This is a genomic window from Streptomyces sp. NPDC049954 (assembly GCF_040656295.1).
Lineage (GTDB): Bacteria > Actinomycetota > Actinomycetes > Streptomycetales > Streptomycetaceae > Streptomyces.
This window is the reverse complement of record NZ_JBFALS010000008.1, coordinates 85951-103749: the sequence shown is the minus strand read 5'-3', so window position 1 is coordinate 103749 and position 17799 is coordinate 85951. Positions and strand designations below refer to the sequence as shown.

General features: G+C 73.9%; 18 protein-coding genes and 2 pseudogenes. 8 read left to right on the top strand and 12 right to left on the bottom strand.

Annotation, left to right across the window (positions count from 1 at the left end; all coding sequences use genetic code 11):
* Positions 1–207: 207 nt before the first annotated feature.
* Entirely contained in the window at positions 208–528 is a 321-nt protein-coding gene (locus AB0J21_RS19915; protein ID WP_363147335.1) for a GNAT family N-acetyltransferase, read from the bottom strand.
* A 264-nt stretch (positions 529–792) separates the two neighbouring features.
* Between AB0J21_RS19915 and AB0J21_RS19910 the strand changes: the two genes are divergently transcribed.
* Positions 793–1647 carry an NmrA/HSCARG family protein gene (locus AB0J21_RS19910; RefSeq protein WP_363147334.1) on the top strand — a complete coding sequence of 285 codons (855 nt, stop codon included), beginning with the start codon at positions 793–795 and terminating at the stop codon, positions 1645–1647.
* Positions 1648–1759: 112 nt separating this feature from the next.
* Here AB0J21_RS19910 and AB0J21_RS19905 read toward each other — a convergent pair whose 3' ends face one another.
* The 3 genes from AB0J21_RS19905 to AB0J21_RS19895 form a co-directional block, all read right to left on the bottom strand.
* The gene (locus tag AB0J21_RS19905; protein ID WP_363147333.1) at positions 1760–1960 is read right to left on the bottom strand and encodes a hypothetical protein; all 201 of its coding nucleotides are present in this window, start codon (positions 1958–1960) and stop codon (positions 1760–1762) included.
* Between the two features lie 140 nt (positions 1961–2100).
* Positions 2101–2715, bottom strand: coding sequence for a thioredoxin domain-containing protein (locus AB0J21_RS19900; RefSeq protein WP_363147332.1), 615 nt, complete (start codon positions 2713–2715; stop codon positions 2101–2103).
* Positions 2716–2772: 57 nt separating this feature from the next.
* Positions 2773–3495, bottom strand: a complete 723-nt coding sequence (locus AB0J21_RS19895; protein ID WP_363147331.1) for a YoaK family protein — start codon at positions 3493–3495, stop codon at positions 2773–2775.
* Positions 3496–3747: 252 nt separating this feature from the next.
* Between AB0J21_RS19895 and AB0J21_RS19890 the strand changes: the two genes are divergently transcribed.
* Together AB0J21_RS19890 and AB0J21_RS19885 are read left to right on the top strand one after the other, a co-directional pair.
* A complete protein-coding gene (locus AB0J21_RS19890; protein ID WP_363147330.1) occupies positions 3748–5253 on the top strand; it encodes an MFS transporter in 1506 nt (501 codons plus the stop codon).
* 145 nt (positions 5254–5398) lie between these two features.
* Positions 5399–5521 carry a 50S ribosomal protein L36 gene (locus AB0J21_RS19885; protein ID WP_363147329.1) on the top strand — a complete coding sequence of 41 codons (123 nt, stop codon included), beginning with the start codon at positions 5399–5401 and terminating at the stop codon, positions 5519–5521.
* Positions 5522–5611: 90 nt separating this feature from the next.
* On the opposite strand, the gene AB0J21_RS19880 is transcribed toward AB0J21_RS19885, so the two are convergent.
* Entirely contained in the window at positions 5612–6847 is a 1236-nt protein-coding gene (locus AB0J21_RS19880; RefSeq protein WP_363147631.1) for an SLC13 family permease, read from the bottom strand.
* A 181-nt stretch (positions 6848–7028) separates the two neighbouring features.
* Here AB0J21_RS19880 and AB0J21_RS19875 point away from each other — a divergent pair, with 181 nt between their 5' ends.
* Positions 7029–7646 (top strand): TlpA disulfide reductase family protein, encoded by a 618-nt coding sequence (locus tag AB0J21_RS19875; RefSeq protein ID WP_363147328.1) that lies wholly within the window; start codon positions 7029–7031, stop codon positions 7644–7646.
* A gap of 122 nt (positions 7647–7768) precedes the next feature.
* On the opposite strand, the gene AB0J21_RS19870 is transcribed toward AB0J21_RS19875, so the two are convergent.
* Positions 7769–8179, bottom strand: coding sequence for an organic hydroperoxide resistance protein (locus AB0J21_RS19870; RefSeq protein ID WP_363147327.1), 411 nt, complete (start codon positions 8177–8179; stop codon positions 7769–7771).
* Between the two features lie 121 nt (positions 8180–8300).
* On the opposite strand from AB0J21_RS19870, the gene AB0J21_RS19865 reads away from it, so the two are divergent.
* The gene (locus AB0J21_RS19865; RefSeq protein ID WP_363147326.1) at positions 8301–8783 is read left to right on the top strand and encodes a MarR family transcriptional regulator; all 483 of its coding nucleotides are present in this window, start codon (positions 8301–8303) and stop codon (positions 8781–8783) included.
* Between the two features lie 138 nt (positions 8784–8921).
* The gene (locus AB0J21_RS19860) at positions 8922–10040 is read left to right on the top strand and encodes an MFS transporter (RefSeq protein ID WP_363147630.1); all 1119 of its coding nucleotides are present in this window, start codon (positions 8922–8924) and stop codon (positions 10038–10040) included.
* Between the two features lie 21 nt (positions 10041–10061).
* On the opposite strand, the gene AB0J21_RS19855 is transcribed toward AB0J21_RS19860, so the two are convergent.
* From AB0J21_RS19855 to AB0J21_RS19845, 3 genes and pseudogenes are all read right to left on the bottom strand, one after another.
* Positions 10062–11048, bottom strand: coding sequence for an aminoglycoside phosphotransferase family protein (locus tag AB0J21_RS19855; protein WP_363147325.1), 987 nt, complete (start codon positions 11046–11048; stop codon positions 10062–10064).
* Positions 11045–11551 (bottom strand): amino acid transporter, encoded by a 507-nt coding sequence (locus AB0J21_RS19850; RefSeq protein WP_363147629.1) that lies wholly within the window; start codon positions 11549–11551, stop codon positions 11045–11047. The genes AB0J21_RS19855 and AB0J21_RS19850 overlap by 4 nt, the downstream gene beginning before the upstream one ends.
* 106 nt (positions 11552–11657) lie before the next feature.
* Positions 11658–11933 (bottom strand): annotated as a pseudogene (locus AB0J21_RS19845) (CGNR zinc finger domain-containing protein); the annotation flags it as partial.
* A gap of 221 nt (positions 11934–12154) precedes the next feature.
* On the opposite strand from AB0J21_RS19845, the gene AB0J21_RS19840 reads away from it, so the two are divergent.
* Positions 12155–12505 (top strand): hypothetical protein, encoded by a 351-nt coding sequence (locus tag AB0J21_RS19840; protein WP_363147324.1) that lies wholly within the window; start codon positions 12155–12157, stop codon positions 12503–12505.
* 33 nt (positions 12506–12538) lie between these two features.
* Here the strand turns inward: AB0J21_RS19840 and AB0J21_RS19835 are convergent.
* Positions 12539–12670: pseudogene (locus AB0J21_RS19835) on the bottom strand (diguanylate cyclase); the annotation flags it as partial.
* Between the two features lie 84 nt (positions 12671–12754).
* On the bottom strand, positions 12755–14566 hold the full coding sequence (locus tag AB0J21_RS19830) for an ABC transporter ATP-binding protein (RefSeq protein WP_363147323.1): 1812 nt from the start codon (positions 14564–14566) through the stop codon (positions 12755–12757).
* A 283-nt stretch (positions 14567–14849) separates the two neighbouring features.
* Here AB0J21_RS19830 and AB0J21_RS19825 point away from each other — a divergent pair, with 283 nt between their 5' ends.
* Complete coding sequence (locus tag AB0J21_RS19825; protein WP_363147322.1) at positions 14850–15860, top strand: Gfo/Idh/MocA family oxidoreductase; 1011 nt, start codon at positions 14850–14852, stop codon at positions 15858–15860.
* Positions 15861–15976: 116 nt separating this feature from the next.
* Here AB0J21_RS19825 and AB0J21_RS19820 read toward each other — a convergent pair whose 3' ends face one another.
* Positions 15977–17743, bottom strand: a complete 1767-nt coding sequence (locus AB0J21_RS19820; protein WP_363147321.1) for a glycosyl hydrolase family 28-related protein — start codon at positions 17741–17743, stop codon at positions 15977–15979.
* Positions 17744–17799 lie beyond the last annotated feature (56 nt).

Below are 17799 nucleotides of genomic sequence, written 5' to 3'. Positions count from 1 at the left end.
CCTTCCGGCACGTCTACCACTGGAACCGGCCACGGCGGGGACCCCGGCCGTCTCGGCCCGCGCCAGTGCGGACCGCACTTCTCACCCCCGGTACCCCGGCGGCCCGCCGTCCACCGCCCGGCCGCCGGGTTTCCCGCACCGGGCGCCGGGCTCGGGACCGGTACGTCCGCACAACCCTTTGCCCCAGTTCCCCCGAGAGGCCCGCCGTCAGTCGCTGACCCGGCTCTTCTCGCGGTACAGCAGGTCCTGGTACGCGGGATGGCGGGCGACCCACCCCGAGTAGAACGGGCACACCGCGAGTACCGGCGTGCCCGAGGCGCGTGCCGCGTCCAGCGAGGTCCGCACGAGTGCGCTGCCCACGCCCCGCCCCTCGTACGCCGGGTCCACCACGGTGTGCACGAAGGCGATCAGCCCGTCCGAGTGGATGTACTGCGCGAAGCCCGCGAGCTCGGGGCCCAGCCGCGCCTCGTACCTGCCCGTCGCGGGATCGTCGGTGACCTCCACCGGCCGCGTACCGCTGTCGCCCATCGGCCCGCCTCACTGTCGCAGCCCGCCGCACGGACGCGGCGCTGACGGGCACCAGCCTGACCCGCGCGGGCGGACCGCGCGAGCCGGACGGCGCTGTTCGCCTGAGCCGGACGGAAGGGGCCCGAGCCCCCGCGCGGTCCCCGCTCGCGCGCCGCTCATCCGTTCGGCCCGGGTCCCCTGGCCCGGCCCCGCCGCCCGTCGGAGAGTGGTGAAGCGCGCGCCTGGCGCCACCGGGCGACCATCCGCACCAGGGAGGACGACCACATGAAGATCGCGGTACTGGGGGCCACCGGAGGTCAGGGCGGCGCCGTGCTCAACGCCCTGCGCGAGGCGGGGCGGTCCGTGCGCGCCGTCGTACGCGACCCGGGTGAGGCCCGCGCCCGGGCACTCGCCTCCTCCGGCGTGGAGGTGGTGCGCGCCGACCTCTCCGACACCGACTCCCTCGCCGCCGCCTTCCAGGGAGCCGCCGCGGCCTTCGCCGTCACCACCCCCTTCGAGTCCGGTCTTGAGGCGGAGAAGGCCCAGGGGGTCGCCATCGTCGACGCCGCGGCGCGCTCCGCGCTCCCGCACCTCGTCATGGCCTCCGTCGCGAGCGCCGACCGCGACACCGGCATCCCGCACTTCGACACGAAGGCGCACACCGACCGGATCCTCGCCGCCTCCGGCCTGCCCGCCACCGTCGTCGCGCCCACCTACTTCTTCGACAACGCCTTCGGCGAGGTCCAGGAGATCGCGGACGGCGAGATCACCATGGCGTTGCCGCCCGACCTCCCGCTCCAGCAGGTCGCCCGCCGCGACCTCGGCCGGGTCGTGGCCGCGGTGCTCGCCGACCCCGAGCGCTACCGGGGCCGGCGCATCGAGATCGCCAGTGACGACCCCACCCCCGCGCAGATGGCCCGCGCCATCGGCCGGGCGGCCGGCGGCCCGCTCAGCTTCCGGCAGATCCCCCTGGAGTCCGTCGTACGCGCGAGCCCCGACATGGGGGCGATGTACACCTACCTCACGGAGGTCGGCTACCAGGTGGACATCCCCGCGCTGCACGCCGAGTTCCCCGACATCGGGTGGACCTCGTTCGCCGACTGGGCGGCCGACCAGCGCTGGCCGGTCCCCGGCAGCTGACCGTGGGCGGCAGGGCGCAGGACGACAGGGCGGTGGGGCGGACCCGGACCGGGTTCCGCCCCACCGCCCTGTCACGGCCCGGGCCGCCGCGCGACCACGACCGGCCCCGCCGTCAGGGCAGCAGCCGCTCGATGGCTTCCTGTCCTTCTTCGGCGATCTTCTTCCGGGCCCACTCCAGGTTCTCCGGAGTCACGTCGCGGCCGGTGGCCTGAACGAGGTCCTCCGGGGTCACCTCACCCTGGGCACCGGTGTGGAGTTCGTCGTCCGGAGTGACGACGCGCGGCATGTTCTCCGCGTCCTTCTCGCCTGCCATGCGGCCTCCTCGTCTCGCGGCGCGGACCCGTGCGGGCCGCGCCCTGTGCTCTGGTCATCTTCACGGCCCCCCGCGCTCCCGGCCACTCGGAAGCACGGGAGCGCGCCCGGCTCGCGTACCCGGGCGAGGGGGCGGCACACTCAGCGCGGCAGCTGCGCCTCGAACGCCTCCGGAGTCACCGCGTACCCCTCGGGGCCGAGGACGGCGAGGGGTTCACCGTCCAGCAGCACCGTCGGAGTCGCCCGCACGCCGCTGCCGTCGAAGGCCTCCGACACCGCGCGCGCCCACGACAGATACGTCCCCTCCGTCACCTTCTCGCGGAACTCCGGAGTGTCCAGGCCCGGCACCTGTGCGCCGAGCCGCACCAGCGTCGTGGTGTCCGCGAACAGGTCCTCGTCCTCGGACGGCTGCTCGGCGAACAGCACCCGCAGGTACATGACGAACTGCTCACTGCCCTCGTCCAGCGCGGCGCCGAGCGCGGAGAGCGCCCGCAACGAGCCCGTACCGCCCGCGTTGACGTCGATGAAGGTCGCGAAGTGGTGGTCGACACGCACCCGGCCCGCGTCTGCAGCCTCCTGGAACACCGCGCCCAGGCCGTTCTCCATCCGTTTGCAGTACGGGCAGCGGAGGTCCTCGTACACGCTGAGCACGTGCGCGGCCGTGTCCGGCCCGTAGCGCACCACGGTGTGACCCGGGCCCGAGGTGTGGGCCGGGACCGCGGCACCCGCCGGGTTCCTTGCACTCGCAGAGGTCATGTGTCCCAGGCTGCGGTGCGCACGCGCGGCCCGCAAAAGGAAAGGCGCCGCGGCGCCTCAGTCCGGTACCCGGGCCCGCCGCGCCGCGAGCGCCCCGGTCACGGCCACCACCGCGACGAGTACCGCGGGCAGCACCGGGGACCACGCCGGGAGGGTGCGGCGCAGCAGCACCGCGCAGCAGGCGCCCGCGACCAGGCACAGCAGACGTGCCGCGGCCCAGCCGTTCGCCGCCGTGGCCCGCCCGGCGGACACACCGAGCACGAGGGTCGTGAGCGTGCTCGTGAAGAACGTGGTGGGCGCCCCGGCGGGGCCCAGTGCGAGCACCGCGGAAGCCTGCGCCCCCATCGCCGTGCCCAGCAGCCCCAGCAGGACGTACCGCGTCGGCGGCCCCGCATCGACTCCCGCCCACGCCCAGCCGGCCGCGACCGCCGCCAGCAGGAGCGCCTCCGCGCCGAGCACCACGAGCACCCGGCCGGGCCACGTCGGCCGCTCGGCGGAACGGGGGCCGATCGTGTGCAGCACCGGGGCGACGAGCGCCGAGCCGAGCACATATCCGCACAGCGCCGCGCCCGGTGCCCACGCGCCCTCGGGCGCGCGCCCCGCGGCCGCCGCGCCCAGGAAGACCAGGTTGCCGGTCATGACGCCCGCGAAGGCCCCGCCCAGCGCGACGACGGCCAGCGCGTCCACCGCCCCCGAGGCGAAACTGAGGGCGAGCAGCGCCCCGCGTCCGGTCAGCACCTGGTACCGGCCCGCCCTGCGGCCCGCCGCGCTCGTCGCCACCGCTCCCGCCTCTCGTCCGCCTCGCCTCCCGGCCTCCTCGGCCCGGCTGCCCGCCCAGCACACCACGACACCCGCCCGCCCGGACGCGGGCGCTGCTCCGAACGGCCCGGCGCCCCTCCCGCGCCGTGGCCCCTCGGCAGGCGGGCGCGCGAAAACTGGCCATACTCTGCTCGGGACGGGTACCAGGGGCACGGGGAGCCCCGGCGGACGGGCCGGACAGGGGCGCCGGACCCCGCGTACGAAGGAGAGCACGTGGCCCAGGACCAGTCGGCGAACCCTCCGGCTCCCGCACCGGAGGAGCCGGACCCCCGGCGGTGGAAGGCCCTCGCGGTCTGCCTCGTCGCCGGGTTCATGACGCTGCTCGACGTGTCGATCGTCAACGTCGCACTGCCCTCCATCCGCAAGGGCCTGAACACCCCCGAGTCCGACCTCCAGTGGGTCCTGTCCGGGTACGCGCTGGCCTTCGGCCTGTTCCTGATCCCCGCCGGACGGCTCGGCGACGCGCGCGGCAGGCGGCGGGTGTTCATGGTCGGGCTCACGCTGTTCACCCTCGCCTCCGCGTCCTGCGGCGCCGCCCAGTCGAGCATGTGGCTGGTGATCTCCCGGCTGGTGCAGGGCGCCTCCGGCGGGCTCATCTCGCCGCAGATCTCCGCGCTGATCCAGCAGATGTTCCGGGGCCGCGAACGCGGCAAGGCCTTCGGCATGTTCGGCACCGTCGTCGGGATCTCCACGGCCGTGGGCCCGCTGCTCGGCGGGCTGCTCATCCAGGCGGCGGGGGCCCAGGAGGGCTGGCGCTGGGTCTTCTACGTCAACCTGCCGCTCGGCGTGCTCTGCCTGCTGCTCGCGCGCCGTCTGCTGCCCGACACCCCGGACGCCCACCCGGTCGGGCTGCGCCGGCTCGACCCGCTGGGCGTTCTGCTGCTCGGCTGCGGGGTGCTCGCGCTGCTGCTGCCCTTCGTGCAGTCCCAGCAGTGGCACGGCAACGCCAAGTACCTGCTGGTGCTGGTCGCGGCGGCCGTCCTCGGCGTCTTCGTGTGGTGGGAGTCGCGGTGTGCCGCGATGGGCGCGCAGCCCGTCGTGGAGCTGGCGCTGTTCAAGGTCCGCTCGTACTGGCTCGGCTCCTCGCTGATCCTGCTCTACTTCGCGGGCTTCACCTCGATCTTCTTCGTCACCACCCTGTACCTCCAGAACGGCCTGCACTACAGCGCGCTGCAGGCCGGGCTCACCATCACGCCCTTCGCCGTGGGCTCGGGCGCCGCGGCCGGACTCGGCGGACGGCTCGTGGACCGCTTCGGCCGTCCGCTGGTCGCACTCGGGCTGGCCATGGTCGCGATCGGACTGGCGGGCACGGCCTTCGCCGTCCACCAGGTGCCGGGCCGGGGCGCCGGCTGGGCGATGCTCGTCCCCCTCCTGTTCGCCGGACTCGGCAGCGGACTGGTGATCGCCCCCAACCAGACGCTGACCCTGTCCGAGGTACCCGTGCACCGGGCGGGCAGCGCGGGCGGCACCCTCCAGACCGGACAGCGCGTCGGCTCCGCCATCGGGATCGCCGCCGTCGGCTCGGTGTTCTTCGCGCAGGTCGGGAAGGACGGCTGGTCCACCGCGCTCGACCACGGTCTGTACGTCTCCGTCGCCTTCGTCCTCGGGGCCTTCGTGCTGGCCCTCGCCGACGTCCTGGCCGGCCGCCGGGACCACCGGCGAGCGGCGCGCGAGCCGGACGGCACGCACACGGGGGGTGCGACCCGCTCGCAGGGGTGACGCGGCACCCCTGCGAGCGGTCCGCCGTGGACCCTGCCGCCGCGCCTGCTTCCGCGCGCCGGAATGAACCACTCCCCGTCCGCGTTGGCATGTCCATCACCGGCAGTACGGTGCCGACGCACTGCCCCGACCGGAAGGCGCAACCGTGAAGGTCCGCAACTCGCTGCGCGCGCTGAAGAACAAGCCGGGCGCCCAGGTGGTCCGCCGCCGAGGCCGTGTCTACGTCCTCAACCGCAAGGACCCGCGCCAGAAGACCCGCCAGGGCTGACCTCCGCCCCGCCACACCCGTGATCCCCCGCGCCCACCCGGGCGCGGGGGATCATCCGTGTGCGTTTCCCGGCCGCGTCGGCCCGTGGCCTCAGCCCCCGGTCAGTCGCAGGCCGGCCCACAGGGCGGCCGTCGAGGCGAGCAGGGTGAGCGGGACCGTGATCAGGCCGAGCCGGGTGAACGCCCGGAGCGAGGCGCTCTCCCCGTGGTGGTGCAGGACACGGCGCCACAGCAGTGTCGCGAGGGAGCCCGCGTACGTCAGGTTCGGGCCCAGGTTGACGCCGAGCAAGGCCGCGAGGACCGGGCCCGGGCCGTGCGGAGAGAGGATCGGCAGCAGTGCCAGGACGGCCGGCAGGTTGTTGATGACATTGGCCAGGAGCGCGGCGAGCGCCGCCACCGCGAGCAGCGCCCAGAAGGAGTCGCCCGAGGGCAGCAGCCGGCCGAGGCCGGACTCCAGGCCGTTGTCGACCACCGCTCGTACGACCACGCCGAGCGCCAGGACGAACACGCAGAACAGCGGGGAGGCCGAGGCCACCAGCGTGCGCGGGGTCGTGGTGTGCCGCCGCAGCCCGCGCGCGGCCAGCACGAGGACCCCCGCGAGCGCGGCCCAGGCCGGTTCGACGCCGATCAGCGAGGCGCCGACGAACCCGGCGAGGGTCAGCCCCACCACGACCAGCGTGAAGACCGGGGCGCGCGGCGCCTCCTCCGTCGGGGGCACCGCCGAGGCGCCCGCCGCGAGGTCGGCGCGGAAGAACCGGCGGAACACGGCGTACTCGACCGCGATCGCCACGAGCCAGGGCGCCGCCATGAGCCCCGCGAAACGCAGGAAGGACAGCCCGCTCACGCCGAAGGCCAGCAGGTTGGTCAGATTGGACACCGGCAGCAGGAGCGAGGCGGAGTTGGCCAGATGGGCCGTCGCGTACACGTGCGGCCGGGCCCGGGCACCGGCCCGCGCCGCCGTGGCGAACACCACCGGGGTCAGCAGCACCACGGTCGCGTCGAGGCTGAGCACCGCCGTCACCACGGCGGCCACCGCGAAGACCCCGCCCAGCATCCGGGGCGCGCTGCCCCGGCACCAGCGCGCCACCCAGGCCCCCGCGACCTTGAACAAGCCCTCGTCGGCGCAGAGCCGGGCGAGCATCAGGACGAGCGCGAGAAAGCCGACGACCGGCAGCAGCGTGCGCACCTCGTCCCAGGCGGCCGACAGCCCGACCGCGCCGGTGCCCGCCAGCAGGGCCGCCCCCGGCACGGCCACCGCCGCCTCCGGCAGCGCCCGGGGCCGGACCACGGCGAAGGCGAGCACCGCGAGCAGGACGGCCACGGACAGGATCTCGGCGGGGACGGTACTCAGTGGGTGCTCCGGGTGCGCGGGGCGCCGGCGCCGCGGCGCCCGGAGAGGGCGGTACGGCGCCAAGCCTCCCACCCCTCACGCCCAGCGCCCGGCAGGCCCCACCCAAGCGCGCGGGACACCCACGGAAGGCCGGACGGCGCGTGGCATCATGCTCCCCATGACGACGCGATCATCGTTGCCCCGCCCGTGGTCCTCCCGCCGGAGCAGGGCGCGGCGCGTGGCGGGGGCGGCCGTCGCCGCGGGGCTTCTGCTGCTGACGGCGTGCGGGGGTAACACGGGCAGTGCGGACGCGCGCGGCTCCCGGGGGGACGCCGACGGGTTTTTGAGGGTGCAGGCCCCCGACCGGCAGCGGGCCCCGGCGCTCTCCGGTCCCACCGTGGACGGACAGCCGCTGGACGCGGCGGCCTACCGGGGCAAGATCGTGGTGCTCAACGTGTGGGAGTCCACGTGCGCTCCCTGCCGGGCCGAGGCCCCCGCCTTCGCGAAGGTCGCCGGGCGGACGCGGCAACAGGGGGTCGTCTTCCTCGGAATCAACACCCGCGAGACGAGCCGCGCAGCCGCCCGGTCCTTCGAGAAGGCCCACAAGATCACTTATCCGAGCCTCTACGACCCGGACGGACGCGTGCTCCTCGGCTTCCCCCGGGGCACCTTCCCGCAGACGATCCCGGTGACCGTCGTCCTCGACCGCCGGGGCCGGATCGCCGCCCGCGCCTTCGCCCCGCTCGGGGAACGCTCGCTGCGCGCGCTGATCCGCCCGGTCGTGTCGGAGGACTGACAGCCCCCGCCGGCCGCACCACGAGCGACAGCGCTGAGGGCCGGACCCCGCGGAGTCCGGCCTCAGCGCTGTGCGCCGTCACGCACGGCCCCGCCGACGGGGCCGCAGCGGTGCGGCGGAGGTTACTCGACGACGAGGTCGACCTGGATGTTGCCGCGCGTGGCCTTGGAGTAGGGGCACACCTGGTGCGCCTGCTCGACCAGCTTCTGCCCGGCGGCGGCCTCGATCTCGTCGGGCAGCTCGACGCGCAGGGTGACCGCGAGGCCGAAGCTCTCGCCGTCCTTGCCGATCCCGACCTCGGCGGTCACCGAGATGTCGGAGGTGTCGACCTTCGCCTGCTGGCCGACGAGGCCGAGCGCGCTCGCGAAGCACGCGGCGTACCCGGCCGCGAACAGCTGCTCCGGGTTGGTGCCCTTGCCGTCGCCGCCGAGCGCCGGGGGCATCGCCAGGGTGAGGTCGATCTGTCCGTCGGAGCTGACCGCCCGGCCCTCGCGTCCGTTGGCGGTGGCCACAGCGGTGTAGAGCGCGTCCATGAAAACCATCCCTCTCGATCGCCGGTGCCGGTGCTGCTCACCGTTCGTTCACCGTGACGTCAGTAGAGCACGCAATTTAGTTGTGCACAACTAAAACTCTCGGAGGCGTTATCCTGGAGCCATGGAGGACATGACGCCGCTCGACCCCCCCGACGAGGAATTCCTGCTGCTCGACCGCCAGATCTGCTTCTCGCTCAACGCGGCCTCCCGCGCCTTCGGCAGCGTCTACCGCATCGCCCTGCGGGAACTGGGCCTCACCTACCCCCAGTACCTCGTGATGCTGGTGCTGTGGGAGCACGGAGAGCTGCCGGTCAAGCGCATAGGGGAGCTGCTGCGGCTGGACTCCGGCACTGTCTCCCCGCTGCTCAAGCGCTTGGAGGGCGCGGGTCTGCTGCGCCGGGAGCGGCTGGCGAGTGACGAGCGGTCGGTCTCGGTACGTCTGACCCCGCGAGGCACCGCGCTGCGCGCCGAGGCGCGCCGGGTCCCGCGCTCCATCGCGAGCGCCACCGGACTCGGCCTCGAAGAGATCAACGAGCTGCGCTCCCACCTCACCCGGCTCACCGCCTCGCTCGACCGGGCCGCCGCCGAGGGGCTCGGCGGCTGATCGCACGCGTCGGGCCGGCCGTCCACCGGCCCGCGAGAGACCAGCGGCGGGGGGAGAGGGTTGACCACGACGGGAAGCGGTGCGCCGGCCACCGGCCGACGGCCCGCGGCGCGCGGGGTGGCGGTGCTCGCAGCCCTGATGCTCGCCGCGTTCACCTTCAACACCGCCGAGAACCTGCCGGTCGGCCTCCTGGAGAACATCTCGGCGGGCCTGCGGGTGTCGCTGTCGGCGGTCGGCTATCTGGTCACCGCGTACGGTGTCACGGTCGCCGTGGCCTCCCTGCCGCTGGCCCACCTCGTACGGGCGGTGCCCCGGCGCCATGTGCTGACGGCGCTGCTGGCCGCGCTCGTCGTGTCCAGCCTGGTCGCGGCGGTGGCCGGTTCCTACTGGCCGCTGTTCGCCGCCCGGCTGCTGACCGCCCTCGCCCAGGCGCTGTTCTGGGCGGTCATGGGACCGGTCGCGGTCGGGCTGTTCCGGCCCGCGGCGCGCGGGCGCGTCGTCGGGGCGCTGTCCGTCGCCGGTTCGCTCGCCCTCGTCCTCGGTGTCCCCGCCGGAACCTGGCTGGGCCGCAGCACCGACTGGGCGGTTCCCTTCGCCGCGCTCGCGGGCCTGGGGCTGCTGGCCCTGGTGACGATCGCCGTCCTGCTGCCGACCTCACGTCCGGAAGCGGGTCACGCCGCCTACGGAACCAGCCCCGACACCCGGCGGTTCAGGGCCGTGCTGGTGGCCGGGGCCCTCTCGGCGACCGGGGCGTTCGCGGGATACACCTACGTCGTGCGCTTCCTGGGGGAGGTGAGCGGCTTCTCGCCGGACGCGGTCAACGCCCTGTTCGTGGCCTTCGGAGTCGCCTGTCTCCTCGGGGTGAGCCTCACCGGGGCCGTGCTCGACCGCTTCCCGCGCGCCACGCTCACCACGGCCGTGGCCACGCAGACGGTGGGCATGCTCGGCCTGGGTGCGGCCGGCACCGACCCGGTGGCGGCGGTGGTGTTCCTGTCGCTGACGGGCGGCGCGCTCGGACCGGTGTTCATGGCCACCCAGAACGAGATGCTGCACTGCGCGCCGGGCCGCACCGACCTCGCGCTCGCCGCCAACTCCGGTGTCTACAACGGCGGGATCGCGGCCGGCGCCGGCCTGGGCGGACTGCTCCTGCCGCTCGCCGGGGTGCGCGGCGTCTTCCTCGTCGGCGGTCTGCTGACCGCCGCTTCCTGCGCGGTCCTGCTCGGCGAGCGGCCACGGGCCGGACGCGGCGTGCGGTGAGCGGTACTCCGAGCAGTCGCCCTACCTCCCCACCGCCGCCCGTACCCCGGCTGTGTGCTCGCGCACGATCGACAGCATGAACTCCCGGTCGGGGAAGTCGCCGTCGAGCAGCCGCAGGGGGCCCGCGACGAGGGACAGGCGATGGGCGAGGGCGTACAGGGACAGCCGGTGCGGGTCCAGCGGGGCGCCGCGCACCAGGCGTGGGTAGTGGTGGCCGAAGCGCAGGCGCAGGAAGGCGTGTTCCCACTCCGCGTCGAAGAACATCGTGCCCTCGACGTCGATCAGCACGGGCCGCAGCCGCGCGTCGAGCCGGACATGGTCCGGGCCCAGCTCCCCGTGGATCACCGACAACGCCTCGCGCGGCGCCACCTGCCCGTAGCGCTCCGCGAGTTCGCCGGCCACCCGCTCCCGCACCTCCGCGATCGCCGGCACCCGGACCGCGGCCTCCGCGAGATCCGCGAGCGCCCTGTCGTACACCAGGCCCGCGCAGGTGGTGCCCCGCGTGGTGCGGTGACCCGCACGCACCGGTCCGACCTTCCCCGGGGCCGGCCCGCTCCGCGACCGCAACAGGGCGAGGATGTCGGCGAGTTCGTCGAGCGGGGCCCCGGCCAGCGCCGGGTCACGGCCGAGCAGTTCGTCGAGGCCGGGCCCGGACAGGTCCTGGACGACGGCGTACGGCTCCCGCAACAGGTACACCTCCGGGGTCCTCGCCCCGGCCGCCGTCAACTCCCGCACCGCCGAGGCGAACAGCCCGAAGCCGGTACCGGGCGAGAACGGGTCGGCCGGATCGTCACCGGACGTGTCGTGCGGCTCGGGCCAGTAGTCCTCGTCGGCCGTCCAGACGTGCACCACGACCGTCGGGCCGTCGTCCAGCGCGACCCGGTAGGTGCCCTTCTTGGAGCCACCCGTGAGCCGCTCGACGCCCACGGCCCGGCGCGCCCGCCCCAGGGCCTCCCGCACCAAGGGGCGTACGTCGTCGAGAGTGAGCCGGGCGCGGGCGGCGGTCACAGCTGCTCCTCGTAGGGGTCCGGGAGTCCGGGGAAGGCGGTCCGCAGGTTCCGCATGTCGAGGAGATCGCGCTCCCTGGGCGGGTAACCCGCGTGGAAGACGACCTGCTGCCGCGCCGAGAGGCAGGGCACGGTCCGTCCCCCGATGCTTCCCGTGACGAAGCAGTCCGCCGGGTACGCGTACGGGCGGCCCGGCGTGAACGACTCCTGCCGCGCGCTCCCGTCCGCCGCGAAGGCGAGCGGATGGAGGTCCACCTGACGGCCGTGCCCGTCGCGCAGCACGCGACGGACCGGGCGCGCGTCCTCGGCGAGCACCTGGCCGAGGGTGCCCAGGGCTGCCGTCAACTCCGCTTCCTGATCCGCCCGGTGGGCGAGATCCAGGTCCTCGTGGGGTCGCGTAGGCCTACCGAGGAGGGCGTCGACACCCCAGCCACCGGCCACCCACACGGCACAGCCGGCCGACTCCAGGCGGTCCAGCAGGACGATCACGGACTCGGCGCTCATCAACACCCGCGCACGGTAGGCCAGGAGAGGAGCGCCGGTCGAGCGAATATCAGGAGGCCCCCCCGCAGAGGCCCCCCGCAGAGGCGCGGCCTGCGGCGGGCGGCGGTCAGGACCGTTGGGCGCGCCGGTGGGCCGCGACCCGTTCGCGCGTCGCGCACCGGCGCGAACAGTAACGGCGCGCGGGGCCGCTGCCGAGGGCGAGGAACACCCGCGAGCAGCCCGGCGCCGCGCACACCCCGCCCGGGGGTCGTTGCCGGTCCCACAGCAGGACCAGCAGAGCCAGCGAGGAGGAGGCGAGGAACCACTCCGGCCACGGCGCCTCGTCGTCGCTGTCGACGTGCGGATGCCATGCCGAGGCCCCGCCGTGCGAGGTCAGCCGCAACACCCGTGTTATCGCGCAGGCCGGCAACTTCGTTCTCGCGGCAGGCACCGCGCTCACCGCCGTTGCCGCCCACGCCGTATATCCGCAGGGTCCCGGTGGCGGGCGGCCAAGGGCCCGACAGGGCGGCGTGCACGCCCCGGAAGAGCACTGAACCCACCTAACTGCCCGTACGGTGAGAGGGGTTGTCGCCGGGTGCCGCGCGCAGGGAGGGGGGCGTCGCCATGGGAGGTGCGCTGTGCGTGGTGGCGGGGCTGCTCTGCGTCCTGCTCGGGGTCCGCCGGCGGGGGCGGTCCGTGCGCCCGCTCCTGCCCGGCCGGGAGGCACGGACCCGCGTCGACCGCTTCCCCCGGGACGCGCGGCGCGCCGCCGACATGGCGATAGCCCAGGCCCGCCGCCGCGCCACGCGGGCGGAGCCCGCCGTGGTCCGGGTCGCCGCGGTGATCGACCTCGCCGCCACCCAGTTCGGCCAGCCCTGCGTACCGCCCCCGCTCGCCGCCGCCGTACTGCGCGAACGCTACGAGGCCCAGGGCTGCCGGCGCGACTGCGTCACGGACGCCTGCCCGGCGCGCTGAGGAGAGCGCCGGGCAGGCGTCCGCCCCGCCCGGTCACTCCGGCCAGGGCGAGTCCTGGATCGTCGTGGTGACGAAGTCGCCGCGCCGGAAGCCGGGGACGAACTGCTCCAGCACGTCCGCCTTCACGGTGCCGAACGTCGTCCCGGGCTCCCGTGCCACGTCCTCCCTGCTCGTGTGCCCGGCCTGTTCGCCGCCACCCGCCCGGACCGCACCCGCCCCCGGGGCGGCCCGGTGCGGTCCGGGCAGGGGTCAGGAGCGGTGCGCGCGGGGTTGCAGCGTCGTCGCGTAGGGTCCGGTGCCGCCCAGCAGTTCCTCGTGCGTGCCGCTCTCCACCAGCCGGCCGTGGTCCAGGACCACGATCCGGTCGGCGTCCTGGACGGTCGACAGGCGGTGCGCCACGACGAACACCGTGCGCCCCCGCATCAGCCGGGACAACGCCTCCTGCACGAGCGCCTCGGAACGGTTGTCGAGCGCCGAGGTCGCCTCGTCGAGGACCAGGACCCGCGGATCACGGATCAGGGCGCGCGCGATGGCCAGACGCTGCTTCTGGCCGCCGGAGAGCCGTGAGCCGCGGGTGCCGACCACGGTGTCGACGCCGTGCGGCAGGCGGTTCACGAACTCCAGCGCGTTGGCCGCGGCGAGCGCCGAGCGCACCTGCTCGTCGGAGACCTCCTCGCCCAGTCCGTAGGCCACGTTCTCGCGGACGGTGCCCTCGAACAGGATCGACTCCTGCGGCACCACCGAAAGGAAACGCCGGTAGGTGCGCAGGTCGAGCGTCGAGAAGTCCTGACCGTCGAGCAGGACGCGGCCCTCGGTGGGCCGCAGGAAGCCGATGACGAGGTTGAGCACCGTCGACTTCCCGGCCCCCGAACCGCCCACCAGCGCCACCGTCTCGCCCTCGCGCACGGTGAGGCTGAAGTCCCGGACCGAGTGCTCGGCCGCGTCCGGGTAGCGGTGCCCCACGTGCTGGAACTCGAAGCGGCCCCGCACCGCCCCGGCCCGCGCCTTGCCCTCGTTGACCTCCAGGTCGGGTGCCTGAAGCACCTCGCCGACCGAACGCACCGACTCCAGGCCCCGCGACACGATCGGCATCAGGTTGAGCAGCCCCGTGACCGAGGCGGTGAGCCCCGTGAAGAAGGTGCTGATCATCACGACGTCACCCGGGGAGATCCCGAACCAGCCGTAGTACGCGACGAGCGCCGAACCCGAGAGGAAGGCGACCGCCATGACGTTGAGCAGAATCCACGACAGCGCGCCGAACCGGCCGCCCAGCATGTCGAGCCGGAACCCGGCCGTCAGCACCCGCTGGAGCGAACTGTCCACCCGGCGCAGCGCGGTGCGCTCCAGCGCGTGGGCCCGGGTGATCGGGATGAGCGTGGTCATCTCGCCGACGCGCGTGGACAGCCGCTCCACCTCGATGCGGAACGCCTCGTTGTCGTCCCGGATCCGCCCGCGCAACCGCCGTACCAGCAGCGCCGCCAGCGGCACCACGACGAGGAACAGCGGCAGGACGACGGGCGCCTGGAAGGCGATGACGGCGAGACCGCCCAGCAGGGTCATCAGCGCGCCGAGACCGCCGTTGGCCACCTGCTGGAGCATCTGCTCCAGCGCCTCCACGTCCCGGATGACCTTGGTGTGCAGCACCTCGGCACTCACCCGGGAGTGGTAGCCGATCGACAGGTGCTGCATGCGACGGCACAGCGCGCCGCGCAACTCCGTGCCGGTCCGCCGGATCGAGGTGCTCAGCAGGCGGGAGAAGAGCAGGGCGAGCGGGAAGTTGAGCAGCAGGACGAACAGGACGGCGCCCGTGTTCCACCACAACTGCGCGACCGGGCGGTGCTCGACCACGACGTCAATGATGTGGGCGGTCACCAGGGGCAGCAGCCACACCGGTATGTGCTTCACGGCGAACACGAGCACCGCGCCCCAGAGTCTGGTCCGGTCGGGGCGCAGCAGGTAACCGAGGGTCCGCAACGGGTGTTCGCCGGCGTACTGGTGGTCCAGGGGCGGGGTGCGGGGGACGGAGTGCGGGGTTTTCCTGGTCAGAGGTTTCTGCCTCAAGAGCCGGGCATCCCTTCGGGGGTGACGGGTCGGCCTGGTCGACAGACAGCGAGTCTCCCTCCTCGTGGTGGTGGACCGCCAGAGCGTTCCGCGGGGTGGACGGCGGTGCGGCCCCGCGGGCGGCACAGGACCACACGTCATCCCCGTACGGCGTCTTCAGCCCTCTCACGGAGAACCGACCCCCCGCACCCGCCCCGTTCGTGATCTACGCTGGCCGTCGGGCGTGCCGTGGTCCCGGCCGGGTGGGCGGGCGCGGTCAGGACGAGGACGAGGAAGGTACGGCATGGGACTGCTGGGCGTGGCGGTGCTCGGGGCCGGGCACATGGGAGCGGACCATGTGCGGCGGCTGGACCGGGTGGTGAGCGGGGCGCGGGTGGCCGCCGTCGCCGATCCCGACACGGCGCGGGCCGCCGAGGCCGCACGCGGTATCGAGGACTGCGCGGTGCACGCCGATCTGACGGCCGCGCTCGACACCCCCGGGGTCGACGCCGTGCTCGTGGCCTCCCCGGCCCCGGCCCACGAGGCCGCCCTGCTCGCCTGCTTCGAACGCGGGCTGCCCGTGCTGTGCGAGAAGCCCATGGCGCCGGACGCGCGCGGGGCGCTGCGGCTGGTCGAGGCCGAGACGACGACCGGCAGGCGGCTCGCGCAGATCGGCTTCATGCGCCGCTACGACCGCGAGTACCAGCAACTGAAGTCACTGCTCGACGCGGGAGGGCTGGGCCGGCCGCTCATGCTGCACTGCACGCACCGCAACGTGTCCTCGCCGCCCGGCTTCACCTCCGCGATGCTCATCAACAGCTCCGTCTCGCACGAGATCGACGCGGCCCGCTGGCTGCTCGGCCAGGAGATCACGGCCGTCACCGTGCTGCGGCCCCGCTCCACCACCCACGCGCCTGACGGCCTGAGCGACCCGCAGTTCGTCGTGTTCGAGACCTCCGGCGGAGCCCTCGTCGACGTGGAGATCTACGTCAACTCCCGCTTCGCCTACCAGGTGCGCGTCGAGGCCGTGTGCGAGGGCGGCAGCGCCCGCATCGGCGAGGAGCACACCATGGTCGTGCAGACCCCGGGGACAGTGGGGGAGGAGGTCGCCCAGGACTACCTGGTGCGCTTCGCCGAGGCATACGACCGTGAACTCCAGGACTGGGTCGACGCCGCCCGTCAGGGGCGCGTCGCCGGACCCAGCGCCTGGGACGGGTACGCCTCCTCCGTCGTGGCCGAGGCCGGGGTACACGCGCTGGAGACGGGGGAGCGGGTCGCCGTGAGCCTCGCGCCGCGGCCCGCGCTGTACGGCTGAACCGCGCCCCAACCCGCTCTGTACGACTGAACCGCACCGCGGGCCCTCGCCGCCACCCCGGGCAGGGCGCGTGCACCCGCGCCCTGCCCGGGAAGTGAACTACCGGCGGCCGGACCTCACTTCGGTTCCGGCCACGTCCCGCAGTCGGCCCACGTGGAGTCCCAGCCCGAGTTCCCGCCCGTGTCGGTCACCGTGAAGGCGCCCGCGCCGGTGGGGAACGGGCAGTTGAAGACCCCGGCCGCGCCCACCCCGGAGGCCGTCACGCCACCGACGCGCGCCTCGCCCTGCGTCTCGGCCTGGACCACGACCGTGCCGGCCCCGTCGACCCGCGCCCCGTCCACGGTCACGTTCCGCACCGCCTTCCCGGTGCCGCCGCCCGAGACGAACTCGAAGACGCCGTACGGGCTGTCGGTCGCCGTGGTGTCGGTGATGTCCACCGCCGCCTCGATGTCGCTGTCGTAGGCGTCGACCCGCACAGCCCCCATCGCGTGGCCCCAGTTGGGGTTGAGCGCCCCGGTGCGCACCAGCGTGTTGCCGGACACGGTGATGGTGCCGGCCAGCGGGAAGAAGGGGTCCGCGAACTTCTGGTTGGAGATCGCGATCCCACTGCCCAGCGCGTTGGTGTCGGAGACCAGGTTGTCCTTGACGGTGATGTCCTTGCCGCCGTAGATCGCGATGCCGTTGGCGAGGTTGGGCTGCGAGATCGTGTTCGACGCGAAGACGGAGTCGGAGTTCGTCGCGTTGAGCGACCACATGGCGAGCGCGTCGTCACCGTTGTTGCGCAGGAAGTTGTCGCGCACCCGCACGCCCCTGGCGTTGCCGTTGAGGTTGAGCCCGTCGGCCGTCGTGTCGAGGATCCGGTTGTTCTCCACCACGAGGTCGTCGTTGTTCCCGGTCAGCCACAACCCCACCTTGAGGTGCTGGATCCACATGCCCGAGACGGAGGAGCCCGGACCGAGCGAGCCGTTGACGAAGTTGTCGGGGCTGGAGTCGTTGCGCTCGGTCACCTCTCCGATGACCGCGAAGTCCGCCAGGTGCGCGTCACCGGCGGCCGAGGACTGGTTGACGAAGCTGGAGGAGTGCACGACCGAGTACCAGCCGCCCGCGCCCCGCAGCGTGACGTTCTCGACCCCACTGAGCGCGGAACCCACCTTGAAGTCGCCCTCCGGGATCCACACCACTTGGCCCTTCGCGGCGGCGATCGCCTCACGGAACGCCTGGGTGGAGTCGGCCTCGCCCGAGGGATCGGCCCCCTTGTCCACGACCGAGACGGATCCGGCCGGCTGCGTGGCGGGCGGCGCGACCTTCTCGAAGTCCGCCACGTCCACGGTCACTTTGGTCGAGGCGGTGAGCGTCACCTCGTCCCCGGCGGCGACGTCCCGGCCGAGCAGCACCCGTGCGTTGTCCAGCAGGTGGTGCGTCTTCGAGCCGACGATCCAGGGCGTGTCGACGTAGGAGTACTTCGAGGTCAGGGCGAGCGAGGCGCCGGTGGACTCGCCCGACACGGCGACGTCGAGGCTGCCCGAGGTCCCGTCCGCGACGCTGTAGGCGACGGTCAGCGCGTTCGCCGCGACCGGCGCGGTGAAGGTGATGCTCTGACCTGCCGCGAGTCTCACCGCGCGGCGCCCGGAGGACTCCGAGGCGACGGTCCCCTGGGTCAGGTCGGGACCGACCGCGCCCCCCTCGCTGCGGGCGTCCTCCGCCTCCACCGAGGTGAACGGCAGATCGGCCCCCGCGGCGGCCGCGGCGCGCCCCGAGGCACCCGTCGGGAGCGGGGCCGCAAAGGACACGGGGGCCAGGAGGGCCGCCGTCGTCCCGGCGGCCACGGCCACCGCGAGCGGGAGGAACCTGCGTCGACGGACCGGGAGCCGAGTGGCTGTCATGTTCTTGTCATTGCTGGACATGGAGTGAGCTGCGCCTTCCTGTGGGGTGGAAAGAG

Excerpts from the sequence above, each read along its gene's own strand:
- AB0J21_RS19915 (WP_363147335.1), bottom strand. The coding sequence starts at position 528 with ATGGGCGACAGCGGTACGCGGCCGGTGGAGGTCACCGACGATCCCGCG.
- AB0J21_RS19910 (WP_363147334.1), top strand. The coding sequence starts at position 793 with ATGAAGATCGCGGTACTGGGGGCCACCGGAGGTCAGGGCGGCGCCGTG.
- AB0J21_RS19905 (WP_363147333.1), bottom strand. The coding sequence starts at position 1,960 with ATGGCAGGCGAGAAGGACGCGGAGAACATGCCGCGCGTCGTCACTCCG.
- AB0J21_RS19900 (WP_363147332.1), bottom strand. The coding sequence starts at position 2,715 with ATGACCTCTGCGAGTGCAAGGAACCCGGCGGGTGCCGCGGTCCCGGCC.
- AB0J21_RS19875 (WP_363147328.1), top strand. The coding sequence starts at position 7,029 with ATGACGACGCGATCATCGTTGCCCCGCCCGTGGTCCTCCCGCCGGAGC.
- AB0J21_RS19870 (WP_363147327.1), bottom strand. The coding sequence starts at position 8,179 with ATGGACGCGCTCTACACCGCTGTGGCCACCGCCAACGGACGCGAGGGC.
- AB0J21_RS19865 (WP_363147326.1), top strand. The coding sequence starts at position 8,301 with ATGGAGGACATGACGCCGCTCGACCCCCCCGACGAGGAATTCCTGCTG.
- AB0J21_RS19860 (WP_363147630.1), top strand. The coding sequence starts at position 8,922 with ATGCTCGCCGCGTTCACCTTCAACACCGCCGAGAACCTGCCGGTCGGC.
- AB0J21_RS19850 (WP_363147629.1), bottom strand. The coding sequence starts at position 11,551 with ATGAGCGCCGAGTCCGTGATCGTCCTGCTGGACCGCCTGGAGTCGGCC.
- AB0J21_RS19840 (WP_363147324.1), top strand. The coding sequence starts at position 12,155 with ATGGGAGGTGCGCTGTGCGTGGTGGCGGGGCTGCTCTGCGTCCTGCTC.
- AB0J21_RS19825 (WP_363147322.1), top strand. The coding sequence starts at position 14,850 with ATGGGACTGCTGGGCGTGGCGGTGCTCGGGGCCGGGCACATGGGAGCG.
- AB0J21_RS19820 (WP_363147321.1), bottom strand. The coding sequence starts at position 17,743 with ATGACAGCCACTCGGCTCCCGGTCCGTCGACGCAGGTTCCTCCCGCTC.